Origin of the sequence: Collinsella tanakaei YIT 12063 (assembly GCF_000225705.1) — a bacterium.
Classification (GTDB): domain Bacteria; phylum Actinomycetota; class Coriobacteriia; order Coriobacteriales; family Coriobacteriaceae; genus Collinsella; species Collinsella tanakaei.
The window spans coordinates 154,710-173,874 of the sequence record NZ_JH126468.1; the positions used below are offsets into that span (position 1 = coordinate 154,710).

The following is a 19,165-nucleotide window of genomic DNA, read 5'->3' on the forward strand; positions in this document are numbered from 1 at the left end:
CTTTATTACTCCTCTTCGTCCTCGTCATCATCAAACAGGCTCAAGCGGCCCTCTTTGAGGCCGGCTTTGCCTTCGCGCTTAACAATGACGATGCGGGTCACGGCAAGCGCGATCTCGTACAGCGCCAGCATTGCCGCGTACATATACGCCATGGTGACAGGCGAAGCGTCGGGCGTGACGCAGCCGGCAACAACCAGCAGCACAACGTAGACGTAACGCCATGCCTCACGGAACTTGACATACGGGACGATGTGGAACACCGCAAGGTAGAAGACGATAAGCGGCAACTCGAACGCAACGCCAAAGCCGATCATGAGGAGAAGCTCGATATTGATGTAGTCCTCCAGCATGGGCATGGCCGTGCCGATCGCCTCGGATTCACCGATAAGGAAACCAAAGGCGGGGTTGATGATCACAAAGTAGCAGAAGATGACGCCCAGGAAGAACAGCGCGGTGGCGCTCACGATGGTGGGAACCACCCAACGGCGCTCGTTGGGCTTGAGCGCGGGCAAAAAGAACGCGAGGATCTGCCAGATAATCATGGGCGTGCACATAACAAGGGCAAGCTTGAACGCGATGGAGAATCGCAGGCTGAAGCCGCCCAGCGCCGTCATGACGTAGAACTCGTCCGCGAACTCGCGGATGGGATCCTGCAGGATATCGATCACGGTAGGCGTGGCGAAGTACAGAACAAGGGAGGCGGAAAGAACGGAGACCACCACAATGGTCAGGCGGCGACGCAGCTCACCCAAGTGGTCAAACAGCGGCATTCGCGCGGGTCCGATGGGCATTACTGCTCACCCCCTTCTGCAGAGGCGTCGGCGGACGAGGAATCGGCGGCGTCATCGGTCGCAGGCGCATCGGCAGCGGCCTTGCGCTTGCGGGGACGGCGGGCGTAGAGATCCTCGGTGGTGCGGACCGCGGGTTCCTCCTCAGCGGGCTCAGGCTGGTCGGCAGCATCGACGGACTGACCGGCGGTCGCAGTCGGAGCGGAAACGTTAGCATCGCCAGCGTCACCTGCTGCAGAAGCGGCATCGATCGAGGCGGCGCCGTTTGCGTCCCCGGACTCGGCGGCCTCCGCCTGGGCGGCAGCAGCTTCCTTCTCGGCCTTCTCGGCGGCGAGGCGGGCGCGGCGCTCGGCGAACGTTTCCTTGCGGCGCGGCATGGGCTCGCCCACGGAATCAAGGTCGCTATCGTCTTCTGCCGTGGAAGAGGTGGACGAGGATCCGCTCTTCTTCGGCTTGACCGGAGCCGCTGCAGCTGCGGTCATGGGATCGATGACCTCGGACTGAACCACAGAGGTCATCTTCTCCTGCGTCTCGCGGAACTGGCGAAGGGCACGGCCAAGCGTGCGGCCAATCTGCGGGAGCTTGTCGGGTCCAAATAGCAGGAAACCAAAGATCACAATGATCATCAGCTCCGTGGAACTGATTCCAAACACGGCGCCTCCAAGAATTCTCGGTACACCAAGACCCGTCGCAAGGGCGCCGGGCCTCGAAAATAGACAACTTTATTAGTATAACCAACGCTTACGCTTCCGAGCATGGACTTACGCAAGCTTTACGCTGCGCGGAGGCGAACCTTACGCAGCGGTGATGCCGATCTCCTTGTCAAGACCAAGCAGCTGCGCCACGCGCAAGACGCCGGGTTGGGCGTTGACGGCGACAAAGCGCTTACCGTGCTCTTCCGCGTGATGAGCCGCGCCAACCAGCACGCCAATGCCGGTGGAGTCGATGTAGGAGACCTCGGCAAAGTCCAGCTTGACCTCCTCGGTGGGCTGCTCAAGGGCAAAGTCGATGGCGTCGCGCAGCTTGGACGCGTTGGAGATGTCGACCTCGCCGGTCACGGAGATGAGATAGCACTCAGGGGTGGGATTGGTGGTAATTACCAGCTCCATGTTGATGCTCCTTGCACTCGAAGTGTTAGTAAGATACCGGGCTCCAAAGCCGCGCTACGCAGCGTCGCTTTGAGTGGATTCAAGGTTAGTCAGACGCTGCTGGGCATACGTCTTGACCTGGTAGGTGTCCTCGGGATCAGCCTCGATCGCCTTGTTGTAGGCGTCCTTGGCGTCATCGATGCGGCCCTCGTTCTCGTAGAACATACCAAGGTTGGCCCAAGCGGGTCCAAACGTGGAATCGGCTGCCACAAAATCCTCAAGCGCCGCGATGGCCGCGGTATGGTCGCCCGAGTAGAAGACGCAGATCGCGCGGTCGACCTCGGCGGACTTAGAGCCGGGATTGCGCTCGATATAGGTGTCGTAGTAGCTGATCGCCTGCTTAAAGAGGTCGATGGCGTGCTGCTGATCCTCGTCCCCTTGAGCATGGCTCATGGCGGCGGTGCCCCAATCAAAGTAGCCGTTGGCCAGGTTCAGCAGGGTCGACGGGTCGGCGGGGTTGGCCTCGTACTTGGCTTTAAGCTGCTTGGCCGCGGTACCGTACGTGGCGTCGACATCGTCCATGGTATGGGCGTCATCAGATGCAGCCTGGCTGCTAGAAGACGCGTTGCCGCCCGTCTGCTCGCTTTGCTGCGATGTCTGCTGGCCCTGGGACCCCGCAGGAGTCAGGGCGCCGGACAGCACCACAACGGCAAGGGCGATAACCGCCACCAGTAGCAAGATCACTATAACGGCGCGGGTGCGCTTGGTCTGCTCTGCGTTGAATGCCATGGCACTCTACTCCTGGCTCGCGTCGGCGTTCGCGTTTGCGGACGAGGAGTCTGCGGAAGCGTCGTTTGCGGACGAGGAACCGGAGTCCACCACGGTCGCGTTGCCATCCTGATCGACGGACAGCTGCGGGTGGCCCTCGGGCAGCTGGGTGGAATCGAGCTCGCCAGCAGACTGGTCTTGTTGCTGGGCCATCTGCTCGCTAGAGCTACCAAGCTCTGCCAAGGTTGCGGAGGTGCCGATCATGTAGCCAATCACCACGCCCAGGATAAGCGCGATGGCGGCAATCGCCAGCACCATCCAGAAGGGCGGTGCGTCATTGCGACGAGCGGCATTGCCAGAAGCGGGCTTTTGGTCCGCCGCATCATCGGAATCGCTTGCGTTAGATACGGCCGCAGCCTCCTGCTCGACCATATCCGCATCAGACGAAGCCGCAGCGGCGTCTGCCTCTATCAGCTCTTGCTCGTCATCGAAGAAATCATCGGTCATGCTTTGAATCCAGTCAGTTATCTCGGGTACATACCTGGATTATTGTAGCTGCCCCGTGGCATAAGCCCTATGACGGCGTGCGATTTGCAGCAGTTCTGCACGGCCTGGCAAAAAGGCCCAACCCCCCAGCGATACTTCGCCGCTACTTCACCGCGGCATAGACCGCGACGATGCCGCCGGTGCAGTTCTTATACTCCACCTGCGAGAACCCCGCATCACAAAGCTCTTGGGCAATAGCGTCTTGCGGCGGAAAAGCCTTGATGGAGTCGCGCAGGTAGTCGAAACCCGAGCGGTCGCCCGTCACCACTCCGCCAATAAACGGGATCATATGGGTGAGGTAGAAGCGATACAACGCGCGCCACACCGCGTTAGGCGGCGTACCAAACTCCAGGACCACGTAGCGCCCGCCGGGTGCCAGCACGCGCGCGGCCTCGCGCATCGCGCGGCGGCGATCAGAGAAGTTGCGCAGGCCATAGGCGCACGTGACTACCGTGAATTCCTCGTCCCCATACGGGAGATTATGGGCATCGACCACGTTGAGGCCACATGGCACGCCAAGGTTGGCGCCAGCCGTTATGCGCTCGGCTGCGACCTCGAGCATCTCGGGCGTGAAGTCCGTAAGCTCGATGGAAGCCGGGGGGCACGCTTCGCACAAGGCGAAGGCGACGTCGCCCGTGCCGCCCGCAACATCCAAAACGCAATCGGCGTCCGTGCAGGCGGCAGTACGAGCGACACGGCGAAGCCAGCTTCGGTAGATACCAAAGCTGGACAACGCGTTAAACAGATCATATCGACGGGCGATCTCGGAAAAAATGCCCTTTACTCGCTCCGCGTGGGCGTCAGCCATCTACGCGCGCTCTTCCGCTGCGAGCTCGGCCGCGACCAGCTTGACGGCGAGCACCAGCACGTCGAGAGCCGCCTCGAGCTCCTCTACGCTGGGATAGCTTGGGGCGATGCGAATGTTGGTATCGCGCGGATCCTCGCCGGGCCACGTAGCGCCAGCCGGGGTGAGCTTGACGCCCATCTGGGCGCACAGGGCGGCGACGCGCTTAGCAGAGCCATCGGGACCATCGAAGGAGACAAAGTAGCCGCCGCGCGGATGGGTCCACGTGGCGCAGCCGGTGCCGCCAAGGCCCTCGGCAAGCTTGCGCTCTACGGCCTCGAAGCGCGGGCGCATGAACTCCGCATGCTTCTTCATGTGGGAGCGAACCGCGTCCAGGTTGGGCAGGAAGCGCACATGACGCAGCTGGTTCATCTTATCGGCGCTGATAAGGCCCATCTTGAGGAACGCGGAGACCTCGGCGATGACCGCAGGCGACGCACCGACGAAAGCAACGCCGGAACCAGGGAAGGTGATCTTGGAAGTGGAGACAAAGGCAACCACACGGTCCTCGTTCTCGGTGCCGCGGGTGTAATCGAAGATGTTGGCGAGGTCATCGGTCTCGTCATAGAGGTCGTGCACGCAATAGGCGTTATCCCAGAAGATACGGAAATCCGGAGCGGCCGTCTTCATGGTCGCAAGACGGCGGACGGTCTTCTCGGAGTAGGTCTCGCCCGTGGGATTGGAATACTTGGGAACGCACCACATGCCCTTGATGCTGGCGTCGCTTGCAACCATGGCCTCGACCACGTCCATATCCGGGCCCTCGCCGGTCATGGGAACGGGAACGTTTTCGATGCCAAGGTCGGCCGTGATGCCAAAATGGCGGTCGTAGCCGGGAGCGGGGCACAGGAACTTGACGGTCTCGCCGTTATGCTTGGCCGAATAATCCGCCCAGGGCTCGCTGCCCAGGCTGCCGCAGCGCCAGAATTGGCCGCAGATATCATGCTCGAGCAGCAGGCTGGAAGAGCCCAGCACCAGGGTCTGCTCGGCAGGCACGCCCAGCATCTCGCTTGCGAGCGCGCGAGCAGAGGGGATTCCCTCGAAGAAGCCGTAGTTGGAGCAGTCCACGTTGCCATCGTGCAGGTCCGCGTCCGAACTCAAGATGTCGAGCATGGGACGAGAAATGTCCACCTGCTGGGGCGACGGCTTACCGCGCGCCATATCCAGGGCGAGGCCGCGGGCCTTGACCTCTTCAACCTGGGCACGCAGGGCCTCGATGGCCTGAGCCAGGGCGTCCGCATCCATCTGCTGATACATCGTCTGCATGATGAGCCTTTCGACAGAGCGCGGGGCGGGCATGCGCACTGCACCCGCCCCGGCGCCAATACATAACACCTTGTCGCAGTATACCCGCCTCGCGCGTCGGCGTCACCGCACACGCGCACGCGTAACGTCTTCAACATGAACACGGGGCGCCCAGGGCGAGGGGCCGCAGAAGCGTCCGCGACCAAAACCCTACGCCAACCGCAGTAGCCGCTCGCGCACGGAGCGCACCTGCACAATCGCGTTTTCGATCTCGCCCTTGAGGTCGTTGATACGCGCATGGACCATAAGGTCGCTAAAGGGATCATCGAAGAAGAAGTCCGCGAATGTAAGGAAGTCGTCCAGCTCGACGCGAAGCGCGGATCCCAGATCCACGTCCTGGACCTCTTGGACAAACGCGCGCAGCGCATCCCGCGCAGCATCAAGCTCGGTATTGACCTTGTCGATCTTGCCGTGCTTGACCAAAGCCGCGAACAGGTCTCCACCCAAAATGTCGAAAATACTCCATCTGCCGGCGGACCTCAGCGTGTCATAGGCGCTTTCAAGATGGCCCAGCGCTGCGTCCGCGGCGGCGACGGCCTCGTCGCGTTGCTGTTGAGGTGTCTTCATGGCACTCTCCTACTCGACCGTTCCGTACATACCGCCCCAGCCGTGGGCCGCAAGCGCCGAATTGAGCTGGTCGCACAGGCGCTGGCGCTCGTATACCCCGGGGGGAAGCAGGTTGATAATCTCCATAAGGTCAGAGGACAGATCCAATATCTCGCCCTGGACCACCATATCCAGACGGTCGACCGTCTGGCGTCCCGCGTACAGGCCATCTACCAAACGCTGCAGCTCACCGAACTCCTCGGCCTGAAACGACCCGATATCCATACGCGCTTCCTCCTTTATCGACAGTCGCCATCATCCACGGGCGCACCCATCTGAATGCGCGACCACGCCTGACGCCTCCCTGCAGAAGGCCGCGATCGCGCTCGCAGCATAATCTACCATGCAGACGCGACCAGCCCCGCCGCGGTATCGTCAGCCCAAGAAAACGGCTGTTCCTCGTTCAAATATAAACGGTCCGGCAACCGTCGAGGCAACCGGACCGTTTGCATATATCGCTATACCCATGAGCCGGTCAACGAAAACCCGCTCGTTTTGCCCGTGCGATCGAAGCCTATTCCGCAGCCTCGACATGCACCTGCTGGGGTTTGGGAGCATCCTTGGAGGTAGGCTGCGGCGCGCGAAGCTTTGGACGAGTAACCCTGCTCATCACGAGCATTCCCAGCACGGCGGCGGTCACCGACCCGCACAGGATAGCGGCCTTTGCCGCCAGCAGCTCGAAGGGCTCTGAGGGAAACGCCAGGCCGGAGATGAGGATGGACATGGTGAAGCCGATGCCGCCCAACACGCCCACGCCGGCGATGTGGCCCCAGGTGACGCGGCGCGGCAGCTCGGCGATGCCGCTCTTCACCAGGATGAACGTTACGCCCACAATACCGATGGGCTTGCCCAGCAGCATGCCAAAGTAGGTTCCCAGCGCAACGGGGTCGGTCGCCAGAGCGACCAGGTCAACGCCCACCAAGCGCACCTGCGCGTTCACAAAAGCGAAGATGGGCAGAATCAAGAAATTCACCGGCGTAGAGATGGCGCGCTCCAAGCGAACCAGCGGAGGCGACACGCGATGCATGATGCGCTCGACGCCCACGGCCGCGCGGGTAAAATCATGCTGACCCAACACGTGCGCGTCATCATCATACTTATCCGCCAAATCCGGCAGGCTCTCTTGCAACCAGTTGGACAGGTTGCTCAGCTGAACGCCTGAGCGCGCCGGAACGGCGAACGCCACGATAACGCCTGCAAGGGTTGCATGGATGCCAGATTTAAACAGGCAGAACCACAGCACAAGGCCAAGCACCATATAGGGGGCAAGGCGAAAGTACTGGCGTATATTCAGCAAGACCAAAAGCACCGTCACCAGCACGGCCATGGCAAGCCAGAAAAGATCCGGCGTGTGCCCGTAGAAAATAGCGATCGCCAAGATAGAGATCAGGTCATCTGCAATGGCAAGCGTGGTGAAGAACACGCGCACGCCGGCAGGAACCCGGTTGCCCAGCAGCGAGAGCACGCCCAGCGCAAACGCGATGTCGGTCGCCATGGGAATCGCCCAGCCCTGGGTCATACCGCCCTTGTTGAGAAACGAGTAGATGCACGCGGGCACCACCACGCCGCCCACGGCCGCCAACATGGGCAGCAGGGCTTGACGGGGCTTCTTGAGTTCGCCCACCGTCATTTCATATTTGAGCTCGATGCCAACCAAGAGGAAGAAGATCGCCATGAGAAAGTCGTTCACAAACAACTCAACGGACATCGAAGCCGAGAAATGACCGATGCCTATACCTATGGGCTCGGACAAGAATTGATGGATGGGCTCATAGGCATCCGTGTTGGCGCAGATCACCGCCGCGATCGCAGCGATAACCATGACGGCGGCGGAAACGGTGCCGTTTTCCGTGATGACCTCGTATGCGTAGCGGCGCTTGATACGCTTGCGCTGAGTCTCGTTGAACAGGTGCGGGCTTGCTGCCATGGCGGCTCCCATCTTGTTGGACGCTATCCCGCGTCACCGCGCGCTACGGGATAAAAAACAAAAAGCCCCGCATCGCGCGAGGCATCGGCGTCAATCGCTTGACCAATCTATGGTACCCATCCCACCCATAGGCGACCCGCGCCCTCAAAAGCGACTACAGAGCGATTACAAAATTCGCTCCACAGATAACGCGTTTTTGACGATTATCTATGAAGAGACCTAGTCTGAGGCGGGCGCATGTGCCATAAGGTTTCCACCCCGGGTACAAAGCCCCGGATACCCAGCGAGACCACGCGTCGGCCTCAAAGGTATCCGGGGCTAAACAGTTTTATAGCGAGCAGAAGCTACTCGGCAGCAGCCAGGATGGGAGCGGCAACCTGCTTCTTGCGGGAAAGCACGCCGGGCATCCACACGCCGTCGGACTCGTCCGCAATACCAAGGCCCTTCTGGGCAGCAGCGGTATCGCCCTCCAGCAGCACCTGGGAACCCTCCTCCATGATGTCGGTGAGGCAGAGCACGATACCGTCGGCGCCCTTCTCGGCCTGATAGGCGCGCATGGCCTCGCGGATCTCCGGAATCATGCCAAGGGCGCGGGTCTTGTCGACGGTCTCGTACTGGCCGATGAGCAGGCTCTTGCCGGCAACCTCGAACATCTTGATGTCGTTGCCGACCATCTGCTCGGCGGTGAAGGAGCCGGACGGACGGGTGAGGAAGACCTCCATACCGAACTTGACCGGGTCGACGCCAATCTGGTCGCCCAGCTTCTTAGCGATGGCGGCGTCGATGGCGGTGGCGGTGGGGCTCTTGAGCATGAGGGTGTCGGTCATCATAGCGGAGAGCAGGAGCTTGGCCTGAACGTCCGTGGGATCGACGCCAAGAACCTCGAACAGCTTGGCGACGATGGAGCAAGAGGAACCCCAGGGCAGCGCGACGATGTGCAGCGGGGCGGCAGTGGTGAAATTGCCAAAACGATGGTGGTCGACAACACCGGCGATCACGGCGTTCTCAAGGCCGGTGACGGACTGGCCGGGCTCGTTGTGATCGCACAGAACCACCAGCTGGGCCTCTTCGCCCTCGGCGGCGGGCTCGATAGCGTCGATCAGCGTGGGAGCGGCGACGCCGTTGTCCTCAAGCAGCTTAGCGGACTCGGCGGGCAGCGGCCCCAGGCAGCAAGCCTGGTAGGTGTTGCCATCGAACTCAACCTGGTTCAGCAGCTGGGACAGCACGACGGACGACATGATGGCGTCGTTATCGGGGTTCTGGTGACCAAAAACTAGAACGTTGCTCATTGGTTCCCTCCGTTAAACAGATGGTACTCGGATGCTCATTATCCTAGCACGTTACAGCAGGGCCACCCGCTGCATCGCCCCATCTTAATGTCGGGAACCTTTTGCTTTTTAATCCTTCTCGTCCGCGCCCTGTTCATGCAATCGGTATCCTTCTCTATGCTGCATTGTTTTAAGGGGGGGGATCATATGCTTGCCGACTACCATGTCCATACCGAGTTTTCTGACGATTCCGTCTATCCGCTCGACACGGTCTGCCGCGACGCCATAGACCGCGGCTTCGATGAGATCTGCATCACCGATCACGTCGATTACGGCATCAAGCCGGATGTGGACGAGTTCCGCCGCGACCCGTCGCTGGCGCCCGTAGTCGAAGGCATACCCACCACCAATGTGGACTACGAGCGCTACATCCCCGCCATCATGCAGGCACGCGAGCGCTACGCCGGCAGGCTTGAAGTGCGCTGCGGTCTGGAATTTGGCGTGCAGTCGCACACGCAGGACCGCTACAACGCCTTGTTCGACCGCCTCTCGAGCTCGCTCGACTTCATCATCTTGTCCATCCACCAGGTGGGCAACAAGGAGTTTTGGACGGGCGAGTTTCAGCGGGGGCGCACGCAGGACGAGTACAACACCGCGTACTACCAAGAAATGCTTCACGTGGTCGATACGTTTGATAACTGGAGCGTACTGGGGCACCTTGACCTTATCAAGCGCTACGATCCCGCAGGTATTTGGCCGCACGAGAAAAGCGAGGAGCTTGTGCGCCAAATCCTTGTCCGCACCATCGAGAAGGGCAGGGGCATCGAGGTCAACACTTCCTCGTTCCGCTATGGTCTACCGGACCTGCAACCCTGCACCCAGATCCTCAAGCTCTATCGCGAGTCGGGCGGACGCGTGATCACTTTTGGCAGCGACTCGCACAAACCCGAGCATCTGGGCGCTCATATTCCAGAGGTACGGGAGCGCCTGCGCAATCTTGGCTTTACCGAGTTTTGCACGTACCGCCGCATGCAGCCCGTGTTTCACGCCCTTTAGGAAACTGCGGCGCCCCCGCACGCCAGACGACAACCGGCGGACGCGCCCCCATCAAACAAATCGCCGATATCCCTTAGATTTTGAACAGGTACCCCATGGCCTCTCTTCTCATCCCCATCATCTACCTCACCTTTATCTCGCTTGGCCTGCCCGATTCTTTGTTGGGCACGGCCTGGCCGGTCATGCATCTCGACCTGGGCGCACCCGTCGCAGCCCAAAGCGCGATCTCGATCATCATCTCGTGCTGCACCATCGTATCCTCGCTCATGACAGCGCGGCTGGTGCGCAAGCTGGGCACGGGCAGGCTGTGCGCCCTCTCAGTTGGCCTTACCGCCGCCGCTATCCTCGCTTTTGCGTTTACGGGCTCCTTTTGGCAACTCTGCCTGATCTCGATCCCCTACGGCCTGGGCGCAGGCGCTATTGACTCCGCGCTCAACAACTACGTCGCGCTTAACTACGGAGCCAAGCACATGAGTTGGCTGCACTGCTGCTGGGGTGTTGGCGCCAGCGCGGGCCCCATTGTAATGGGCTGGGCCCTTGCGGGGCCGCTAAGCTGGCACGGCGGCTATCTCGCCATAGGCGCGATCCAAACCCTTATCACCCTTGCTCTGTTCTTTTCCCTGCCTTTGTGGAAGCGCGGCGTGGACGAGGACGCATCCGCCGCAAGCGACGGCAAACTGCCAGATTCCAGCGAAGCTTCCGCTAACCAGGAGCAACCCCTTACCAATCGTCAGCTTCTTGCGCTCCCGGGCGCGGCCGCTTCCATAGGCTCTTTTGGGTTCTATTGCGCGCTTGAAGGCGCGACCGGCCTTTGGAGCGCAACCTACCTGGTCATGGCGCGCGGCGTCGATACGGCAACCGCGGCATCCATGGTCTCGCTGTTCTACATCGGTATTACCGCCGGTCGCTTGCTCTCTGGATTCGCTGCGCAATGGATGAGCAGCGAACAGCAGGTCCGCTTGGGTCAGCTTCTTATTGGCGGCGGCCTTGTCACCCTCATCTTCTTTGACGCCGTCCCCGTGCTCTGGGCAAGCCTTGCCGTCATCGGCCTTGGCTGCGCGCCCATCTACCCCAGCATTGTCGCGCTTACGCCTGGGCGCTTTGGCGAGCGCGCATCGCAAGGCATGGTCAGCCTGCAGATGGCGTGCGCATATACGGGCGCTATGGTTGTACCGCCCCTTTTTGGCATGGTCGCGGGATCAAGCCATCCGGAGCTTATCCCGTTTATGATCGCCGGCCTGCTTGCTGCCGACGTTGTATTGGCTGAGGTCGCCGTTCGCCGATGCGCGGAATCCGGCCGCCAGACCACCGACAAGCGCGAAAACCAGTCATAGGATTTTGCCGGCGCGTGTACCTGTCGGCATGCGCGCCGGGCTTTTGGGAACCCTTAGCGGGCCAGATAACCTTCCACCACGTTGGCGACCGTCGCCGCATCGTTAATGTCGGCAACCGGCAGATTGATGTGGATATGGTTTGCCAGGGTGTCGTTACAGGCAATCGCCAGCGTCGCATCGTCCACTAAATCCAGCGAGCTCGAACCGCGCAGGCGGTCGACGCCGGAACGAGCCACTACCACGTTGGGCAGGCCGGCGGTCTTGTACCCCTCCACAATGACCACGTCCACATCGGTGTAACGCGCCAACAAGTCATCAAGCGGAAACTCCTGGTCCGTATCCGCGTACTCCGCGTATCGATTGGCGCAGATGAGGCCCACATGGCGGCTGCCCGCCTCCGCGTGACGCCAGGAATCCTTGCCCGGCACATCGATGTCGAAGCGGTGGTGCCCGTGGTGCTTGATGGACCCCACGCGCAGCCCGCGCGCCGTTAGCACGGCAATAACCTTCTCTACCAGCGTGGTCTTTCCAGAATTCTGGTAACCGATAAATGCAACTGCAGGGGCGGGAGCGGCGGGGGCATCTTCACTGGAGTCAGAAGCGGTAGCGTCCGCGCCGTCCTTGCCCTCAACCGCCGCGGCACTGGCGCCCTCGCGCTCCCACACGCCGGAGCGTCCCCCCTCTTTTAGCAGCAGGCGCACGTCGACGATCTCCATGCCGCGATCGACCGCCTTGCACATATCGTAGATGGTGAGGCAGGCCGTGCTCGCCGCGGTCAGCGCCTCCATCTCGATGCCGGTCACGCCCGTGACGCCGCAGGTTGCCAGCACGTGAAAGCCCACACGACCGTCTTTGCGCGCGCCCTCGCCCATAGCGGGGATGGGCTCGATCTCCACCTTGCTTTTAGTGATGTTGAGGGGATGGCACATGGGTATGAGGTCGCTGGCCCGTTTGGACGCCATGATTCCGGCCACGCGCGCGCAGGCGAGTACGTCGCCCTTCTTTGCGCGGTCCTCGAGCACCATGGCCTGGGTCTCCGGATGCATGAGGATGCTGCCCTCCGCCACGGCGATGCGGCGGGTCACGGCCTTATCGCCCACATCGACCATGCGGACGTCACCGGACTCGTCAACGTGCGTCAGCTCGTCACGATATGCATCGCGGGGATTGTTCTGAGTCATGTGCGTTCTCCCTAGAACCCGGGCGGGGCCCGTCTTGATGTGCATCCATTCTACCCAGCGCGCCGCTGCGCAACTGCCGCGCAAGACGCGCCTTCTCAACCGCCGATCTGCGACATGAAACGCTCCGTGCCTTCGATCACCTCATGCTCTTGCGGCTTATGCGCGACGGCGTCGCGGAAAATCTCGACAACGCGCGCGTCATCGCCCGAGCGCAAAGCCTCTCGCACGTGATACTCCGCATCGGAAAACAAACATGGGCGAATAGAGCCGTCCGCGGTAAGCCTCATGCGGTTGCAGCTGCTGCAGAAATGGTTCGACATGGCAGAGATGAATCCCACCGTGCCCGCAGCGCCCGGAAAACGCCAATAGCGAGCCGGCCCAGCCCCGTCGGGCAAAAGCGCGTTATCCACCGGCTCAAGCCCACCTACCCCCGCAGCGCTGGCAGCGGCGTCGATAATCTGGCGCAGCTCGCTAGAGGGCACGGTATCGCTGGCGTCCCATTGCTCGGGACAAAGCTCGCCATCCGGGTTTTCCCCAGCATCCGCTGCGCAAAACCCGCGATTTTCATCGCTTCCAATGGGCATGTACTCAATAAAGCGCACGTGTACGGGACGATCGATCGAAAGCCTCGCCATGCCAAACACGTCTTGATTGAGTCTGCGAACCACCACGCAGTTCACCTTCACGGGATCAAACCCGTACTCCAGCGCCGCATCTATGCCCGCAAGGGTCTGCTCCAGGCGTCCCAAGCGGGTGATCTTAGAAAACTGGACGGGATCTAATGTATCCAGCGAGATGTTGACGCGATCAAGCCCCGCCTCTTTGAGCTGCGATACAAAACGCGGCAGAAGCACGCCATTGGTAGTAAGCGATATGTCCTCTATCTGCGGAATTGCACGGATTTCTTCAATCAACGGAATGATGCGATGGCTTACCAGCGGCTCGCCACCGGTTAAGCGCACGCGCGTAATGCCCTCGCCCGCGACCAGACGCACAAAGCGGGCTATTTCCTCGGCACTCAACAACTCGCCATGCGCGCGCGGAGGCACGCCGTCGGCGGGCATGCAGTACACGCAGCGAAAGTTGCATTTATCCGTAACGGCGATGCGCAGGTAGCTTATCTTTCTATCAAAGCCATCTTGAAGCGCATGTTTTACCACGTGAACCCCCGTTCGCCGCAACACAGGTCATTATTCTCCGTCTGGAATCATAACCCATATTTGAGTTGCGGCGTCAACCAGAAGATGGGTTGGCGGCGCTGCGATCGCGTTGTGCCTATCTGAAACGTACTGGTGAAAACTCACTCCGTATAGAACTCGTCCAGATACTCACGTAAAAGGGAAGTATCGAAATCCAAGCGCCCGCCGGGACGCTCACGAGCAACGCCTTGCTTGAGCAGGCGTCGCTTATAGGTTGACGCGTACCCGTTTGTCACATCCATACGAGCAGCTATGTCAACAAGCCGACTGCCGTCGGAATCATCCAACATCGCCAGTGCAAATGCCAGGTCTTTTTCCGACATCTCACGCACCGTTGCCTCGAGAACGCCACGCCTAAAATCCTCACGCGCTTCAGCGATGCCACGCCGTGCATCCTCAGCCGTAATCACCTGCGACGTCCACGCCTCTTCCCACATGAAGTAGCCGACAAGCTGCAACATATACGCAAAGCCACCAATAGAAGCTGCGGAAAGTTCAAGGGCCTCGCGCTCAATCGTTTTGCCGACCGCTTCGACAGTGCGACGCAGCGCAAGTTTCACCTCGCCATCTTCGATACGCCCTATATACTGCTGGCGTGCGCGGCTTAAAGACGTTACGCGCTCGCCAGCAATAAGATCCGCAACATCAGAAGGCAGTCCCGCCATAACCAAAGCGACGCTATACCCCTCTCGAACGGGTCGAGTACGACCAGTCATAACGGGCGGAACCATGCCAAAGGATGGCGGGCTTAATGACTGCTGGAGGGAGCACAATCACTCGAATTAGACCCTTCCCCGCCCACCTCGTGGCACTCAGCCGCCACACCAACTGGCGACGATTTGCTCCCCGCGATTTCCCATGGATACCATTTTGAGAAATCGCGGGTCGCTAATACACCATCTTGTATGCCGATTCTTCAATAGCCGAATCGGAGAGCCCTCTTTCTACGCTCCGTAAGCATTCTTCTCCGCAGCGCGGCCGGCACGCATGCCATGCAGCACCGCTGCGCGCAGCTCCGGAATCCGGGCCTTGTCCATCTGCGGGACGCCTTCGAGCTTGTAGGGAATGCCGAGCTTCTCGTATTTCACAATACCCATGGTGTGGTACGGCAGCAGCTCAAGGCCAACCACGTTGCGCCAGGGAGCGATCAGTCGACCCAGAGCCTCGCATTCTTCAACCGTATCGGTAATGCCCGGCACGATCACGTGGCGGATCACGGTCTTGATGCCGCGACGGGCGATTTCATCCCCAAACGCTATGATGCGCGCAGGGTCGCAACCCGTCAGCTCGCGATGACCCTCTGGGTCGGCATGCTTAATATCCAACAACACCATATCGGTCTCGCGCAACACAGCGTCAAAGCGCTCCGGATGCTCGGGCGAATAGGCATAGCCGCAGCTATCAAGGCACGTGTGAACACGGCCGCGGGGATTCTCGTGCATGGTGCGGAACAGATCGGCCAGGAAATCCGGCTGCAACAAGGGCTCGCCACCCGTAACGGTGATGCCGCCGGACTTGTAGAACTGCCGATTGCTTTCAAATTCTTGAACAAGTTTCTCGACCGAAACCATGCTACCCGCGTTCACTGCCCAAGTATCGGGGTTGTGGCAGTACGCGCAGCGCATGGGGCATCCTTGGGTAAAGACCACAAAGCGAATACCGGGGCCGTCCACCGTGCCCATGCTCTCGATCGAATGAATGCGTCCAAGGGCGTACTGAGAAGATGCGGCATCTGCATCCGCATCGAATATCTTCTGAGCCATGCGTGCTCCTTACTTGAATGGTTCCCATCCATTCTAGAGCACGCACGGCCGCGTCAATGTGCTTGTTTTGCTGCCGTTACTCGTCCGCGGCGTCAAGCGAAGCAAAGGCCTGCTCAAGGTCCCAAATAATATCGTCCGCCGCCTCGGTGCCAATGGACAGGCGAATGGTCGCCTGTGTGATGCCCTGGTCGGCAAGTTCGGCGTCGGTCAGCTGCGAATGCGTGGTAGTCGCGGGATGGATCACCAGGCTCTTTACATCTGCTACGTTTGCCAGCAGGCTAAACACCTGCAGATGGTCGATGAACTTCCACGCAGCCTCTTTACCGCCCTTGATCTCAAAGGTGAAGATGGAAGCTCCGCCGCGCGGGAAGTACTCGGCATAGAGCTCGTGATCGGGGTGGTCGGGCAGGCTTGGATGGTTCACGCGCGCAACATGCGGATTGGATGCAAGATACTCCACTACGCGGCGGGTGTTCTCGATGTGGCGATCAAGACGCAGCGAAAGGGTCTCGGCACCCTGCAGCAAAGTCCAAGCGTTGAAGGGCGAGATGCACGGGCCCTCATCGCGCAGCAAGATTGCACGCACGTAGGTTGCAAACGCCGCGGGTCCCGCCGCATCGACAAAAGAAATGCCATGGTAGCTGGGGTTCGCCGCTGCAATAGGAGCATATTTGCCGCTTGCCGCCCAATCGAAGGTTCCGCCGTCCACGATAATGCCGCCGAGGCTTGTGCCGTGACCGCCGATGAACTTGGTGGCGGAGTGCACCACTATATCCGCTCCGTGCTCAAGAGGACGGAATAGATACGGCGTGCCAAACGTGTTATCGACCACTACGGGTAGACCGTTGTCATGAGCGATCTTAGCGATAGCGTCAACATTTGGAATATCGGAATTTGGGTTACCGAGCGTCTCCAGGTAGACCAGCGCGGTGTTGGGACGAATCGCCTCAGAGACCTCGTCCAGATCATGAGCGTCCACAAAGGTAGTCTCGATGCCAAATGCCGCCAGCGTGTGCTCAAGCAGGTTGTAAGTTCCGCCGTAGATGGTTTTCTGAGCCACCACGTGAGCTCCGGCCTGCGCCAGCGCCTGGATGGTCAGCGTAATCGCCGCGGCACCGGACGCCACCGCCAGTGCGGCCACGCCGCCCTCGAGCGCCGCGATGCGCTCCTCGAGAACGGATTGCGTGGTGTTGGTAAGGCGTCCGTAGATATTACCCGCGTCCGCCAGGCCGAATCGATCCGCCGCATGCTGCGAGTTCTTAAACACATAGCTGGTGGTTTGATAGATTGGGACCGCACGCGAATCCGTTGCCGGATCAGGCTGCTCCTGGCCCACGTGCAGCTGCAGGGTGTCGAAATGGAATGTGTGGTTTGGATTGTCCGTGTACTGGCCCATGGTTTGCCTCCTTGACTCTTTGCTCCCCCAGTAATTACCTACTTATTCTGTAGTTAATTGGGGTTGCATAGTACGCTTCTGATTGCCAAAGGTCAAACCCACGGCATTGGTTGGTTTCCATGTTGTTACGCGCCCGCCGTCGCTTCCCGCCGGTGCCCCCTGCGTTTATCCGCGAGCATAAAGCAATAACGCGTTCGCACAAAGCCTCTACCTTGACGTATTATCGATAAGCTGCACATCTACCGGGGGAACAACCATGTCGACCGATCTTAGTTCGCGCATTCGCGACTTCATCAAATCCGAAGCCGTTTTAGTTATCGCCGCCGTCGCGGCGGTTGCATCTATGGCGGCCTTCCCCCTCACCCCCGCCACGCTTTCTACCTATATTGGCTATATCGACATGCGTACCATAGGCCTGTTGTTCTGCCTGATGACGGTAGTCGCAGGTCTGGGAAGGGCGGGGCTTCTCAACGCCATTCGCGATTGGCTCATGACCCGCGTTGGATCAGCCCGCACGCTCGCTTTTATACTTATCAACGTCGTCTTTATCTCCGCCATGCTGATCACCAACGACGTTGCGCTCATCACGTTTGTGCCGCTGGCCCTCGCCCTGTTTATGCAAGCGACCCCGCGCGCGACCATCGCCACCGTTGTCGCCATCACCGTCGCGGCAAACCTAGGATCCATGTGCACCCCCATCGGCAATCCCCAAAACATCTTTTTAGTCTCCGCGTTCAGTATGGACATAGCCGCATTCTTTGCGACGGTTCTTCCGGTGGGGGCGCTCAGCTACCTATGCTGCATCGCTCTCACCCTGATGGTTCCAACCGAACATCTTGAAGACGTGAATCACGGAGAAGCATCTCCTGTACACCCACGGCTTCTCGCGCTCTACCTTATACTCTTTGCACTTTGCATCGCATGCGTTGGCCACGCCATCTCATGGCAGCTCTGTTGCGCCGCCGTCGCCGCCGCATGCCTCGTCCTTGATCGGCGTGTCTTTATGAACCTAGACGCGAGCTTGCTCGTCACGTTCATTTGCTTCTTCGTCTTTGTTGGAAACCTCAAGCAAATCGGCTCGGTCTCATCCTTCATCGGCGGCATTATGGAGGGGCGCGAAGTGCTGGTCTCCGCCCTTGCCAGCCAAATCATAAGTAACGTTCCCGCCGCTATTATGCTTTCTGGCTTTACCGACAATGTGCAGGCGCTGCTGCTTGGCACCAACATTGGAGGACTCGGCACGCCCATCGCGTCGCTCGCGAGTCTTATCTCGCTGCGCATCTACGCCCGTATGCCCCACGCTCAAACCGGTCGCTACCTACTCTGGTTCTGCGTGATCAACATCTGCCTGCTTGCACTGCTGCTTTTTATCACGTTCATCCTCTTCTAGTTTTATCGCTTTTGAGGTGCTGGCCGCAGTAACGGCGCGCACTTATGACGGATAATCGCATCGATTACCGAGAAGGCATAGTAGGCGCCCCCGCCTGACCTTAGAAACAGCTGGCAGACGCCATGCCTACCTAGGGCATACAAAGAGAATTTCATAATTCGTGCAATTATCCGTCATAAGCGCGCGGCGGGTGCGCGACGGATAGCAAACGTACCACTCTGCTCGCATTCCCAGCGCCCATTAACGCCAGCCCTAAAGCTCCCGCAGTGAGACGATATGAGTTGAACATTGGGAGCCCCTCCCCTTGCAGCTCTATCGTGGGTCGGGCGACAATGGTCGTAGCGCCAACCGTGGCCGCGCGCCACATGCGACGGAGAGGGGCCCGCCATGTCCAATTATGTCACAGCCATCGGTCTCGACGTCCACGCGAGGAGCATCTCCGCATGCGCCTTCGACCCCATGACCGGCGAGGTGTCCCGCGCAAGGTTCGGATACGACCCCGCGTCGGTCGCCGAGTGGGCACTGGGGTTCGAGTCGCCCAAGGCGGTGTACGAGAGCGGCCCGACCGGCTTCCACCTCTGCCGCGCCCTGAGGGCGCTCGGCGTCGACTGCGCCGTAGGCGCCGTCTCCAAGATGCACCGGCCGGCCGCCGACCGCGGGCGCAAGAACGACCGGCGCGACGCCGAGTGGCTCGCCAGGCTCCTCG

Annotated in this window: 20 protein-coding genes; 4 read left to right on the top strand and 16 right to left on the bottom strand. The window is 60.2% G+C overall.

From position 1 onward, the window contains the following. Positions 1 to 5: 5 nt before the first annotated feature. The 11 genes from tatC to HMPREF9452_RS04120 all read right to left on the bottom strand — a co-directional run bounded on the left by tatC (position 6) and on the right by HMPREF9452_RS04120 (position 9,161). Complete coding sequence (tatC, locus tag HMPREF9452_RS04070; RefSeq protein WP_009140844.1) at positions 6 to 791, bottom strand: twin-arginine translocase subunit TatC; 786 nt, start codon at positions 789 to 791, stop codon at positions 6 to 8. Further along, a complete protein-coding gene (locus HMPREF9452_RS04075; protein ID WP_009140845.1) occupies positions 791 to 1,441 on the bottom strand; it encodes a Sec-independent protein translocase subunit TatA/TatB in 651 nt (216 codons plus the stop codon). Before HMPREF9452_RS04075 ends, tatC begins: the two co-directional genes overlap by 1 nt. 141 nt (positions 1,442 to 1,582) lie before the next feature. Then, a complete protein-coding gene (locus HMPREF9452_RS04080; protein ID WP_009140846.1) occupies positions 1,583 to 1,897 on the bottom strand; it encodes an STAS domain-containing protein in 315 nt (104 codons plus the stop codon). Between the two features lie 54 nt (positions 1,898 to 1,951). Beyond that, positions 1,952 to 2,665: a tetratricopeptide repeat protein gene (locus tag HMPREF9452_RS04085; protein WP_009140847.1), complete on the bottom strand. Its 714-nt coding sequence runs from the start codon at positions 2,663 to 2,665 to the stop codon at positions 1,952 to 1,954. A 6-nt stretch (positions 2,666 to 2,671) separates the two neighbouring features. Next, positions 2,672 to 3,151, bottom strand: a complete 480-nt coding sequence (locus HMPREF9452_RS04090) for a hypothetical protein (protein WP_009140848.1) — start codon at positions 3,149 to 3,151, stop codon at positions 2,672 to 2,674. Between the two features lie 142 nt (positions 3,152 to 3,293). Then, positions 3,294 to 3,998, bottom strand: coding sequence for a ubiquinone/menaquinone biosynthesis methyltransferase (locus tag HMPREF9452_RS04095; RefSeq protein ID WP_009140849.1), 705 nt, complete (start codon positions 3,996 to 3,998; stop codon positions 3,294 to 3,296). Beyond that, a complete protein-coding gene (locus HMPREF9452_RS04100; RefSeq protein WP_009140850.1) occupies positions 3,999 to 5,300 on the bottom strand; it encodes an aminotransferase class I/II-fold pyridoxal phosphate-dependent enzyme in 1,302 nt (433 codons plus the stop codon). 189 nt (positions 5,301 to 5,489) lie between these two features. Next, complete coding sequence (locus HMPREF9452_RS04105) at positions 5,490 to 5,906, bottom strand: hypothetical protein (protein ID WP_009140851.1); 417 nt, start codon at positions 5,904 to 5,906, stop codon at positions 5,490 to 5,492. Between the two features lie 9 nt (positions 5,907 to 5,915). Then, positions 5,916 to 6,170, bottom strand: a complete 255-nt coding sequence (locus HMPREF9452_RS04110) for a hypothetical protein (protein WP_009140852.1) — start codon at positions 6,168 to 6,170, stop codon at positions 5,916 to 5,918. Positions 6,171 to 6,459: 289 nt separating this feature from the next. Then, entirely contained in the window at positions 6,460 to 7,872 is a 1,413-nt protein-coding gene (gene nhaA, locus HMPREF9452_RS04115) for a Na+/H+ antiporter NhaA (RefSeq protein ID WP_009140853.1), read from the bottom strand. Positions 7,873 to 8,216: 344 nt separating this feature from the next. Then, positions 8,217 to 9,161 carry a DHH family phosphoesterase gene (locus HMPREF9452_RS04120; RefSeq protein WP_009140854.1) on the bottom strand — a complete coding sequence of 315 codons (945 nt, stop codon included), beginning with the start codon at positions 9,159 to 9,161 and terminating at the stop codon, positions 8,217 to 8,219. A 186-nt stretch (positions 9,162 to 9,347) separates the two neighbouring features. Between HMPREF9452_RS04120 and HMPREF9452_RS04125 the strand changes: the two genes are divergently transcribed. Beyond that, positions 9,348 to 10,196, top strand: a complete 849-nt coding sequence (locus HMPREF9452_RS04125; protein WP_009140855.1) for a histidinol-phosphatase HisJ family protein — start codon at positions 9,348 to 9,350, stop codon at positions 10,194 to 10,196. Between the two features lie 95 nt (positions 10,197 to 10,291). Continuing rightward, on the top strand, positions 10,292 to 11,530 hold the full coding sequence (locus HMPREF9452_RS04130; protein WP_009140856.1) for an MFS transporter: 1,239 nt from the start codon (positions 10,292 to 10,294) through the stop codon (positions 11,528 to 11,530). A gap of 53 nt (positions 11,531 to 11,583) precedes the next feature. Here the strand turns inward: HMPREF9452_RS04130 and moaC are convergent, their stop codons facing one another. The 5 genes from moaC to HMPREF9452_RS04155 all read right to left on the bottom strand — a co-directional run bounded on the left by moaC (position 11,584) and on the right by HMPREF9452_RS04155 (position 17,069). Continuing rightward, positions 11,584 to 12,711, bottom strand: coding sequence for a cyclic pyranopterin monophosphate synthase MoaC (gene moaC, locus HMPREF9452_RS12330; RefSeq protein ID WP_009140857.1), 1,128 nt, complete (start codon positions 12,709 to 12,711; stop codon positions 11,584 to 11,586). 95 nt (positions 12,712 to 12,806) lie between these two features. Beyond that, positions 12,807 to 13,775: a GTP 3',8-cyclase MoaA gene (locus tag HMPREF9452_RS04140; protein WP_147568231.1), complete on the bottom strand. Its 969-nt coding sequence runs from the start codon at positions 13,773 to 13,775 to the stop codon at positions 12,807 to 12,809. Between the two features lie 236 nt (positions 13,776 to 14,011). Beyond that, the gene (locus tag HMPREF9452_RS04145; protein WP_147568224.1) at positions 14,012 to 14,581 is read right to left on the bottom strand and encodes a hypothetical protein; all 570 of its coding nucleotides are present in this window, start codon (positions 14,579 to 14,581) and stop codon (positions 14,012 to 14,014) included. A 273-nt stretch (positions 14,582 to 14,854) separates the two neighbouring features. After that, positions 14,855 to 15,673: a pyruvate formate-lyase-activating protein gene (gene pflA, locus HMPREF9452_RS04150; protein WP_009140860.1), complete on the bottom strand. Its 819-nt coding sequence runs from the start codon at positions 15,671 to 15,673 to the stop codon at positions 14,855 to 14,857. A gap of 76 nt (positions 15,674 to 15,749) precedes the next feature. Continuing rightward, complete coding sequence (locus HMPREF9452_RS04155; protein WP_009140861.1) at positions 15,750 to 17,069, bottom strand: O-acetylhomoserine aminocarboxypropyltransferase/cysteine synthase family protein; 1,320 nt, start codon at positions 17,067 to 17,069, stop codon at positions 15,750 to 15,752. A gap of 256 nt (positions 17,070 to 17,325) precedes the next feature. Here HMPREF9452_RS04155 and HMPREF9452_RS04160 point away from each other — a divergent pair, with 256 nt between their 5' ends. Both HMPREF9452_RS04160 and HMPREF9452_RS11925 read left to right on the top strand, forming a co-directional pair. Continuing rightward, positions 17,326 to 18,459, top strand: a complete 1,134-nt coding sequence (locus HMPREF9452_RS04160) for an SLC13 family permease (RefSeq protein ID WP_009140862.1) — start codon at positions 17,326 to 17,328, stop codon at positions 18,457 to 18,459. Positions 18,460 to 18,846: 387 nt separating this feature from the next. After that, positions 18,847 to 19,165: IS110 family transposase (locus tag HMPREF9452_RS11925; RefSeq protein ID WP_009140863.1), on the top strand; the 319-nt coding region annotated here is incomplete at its 3' end.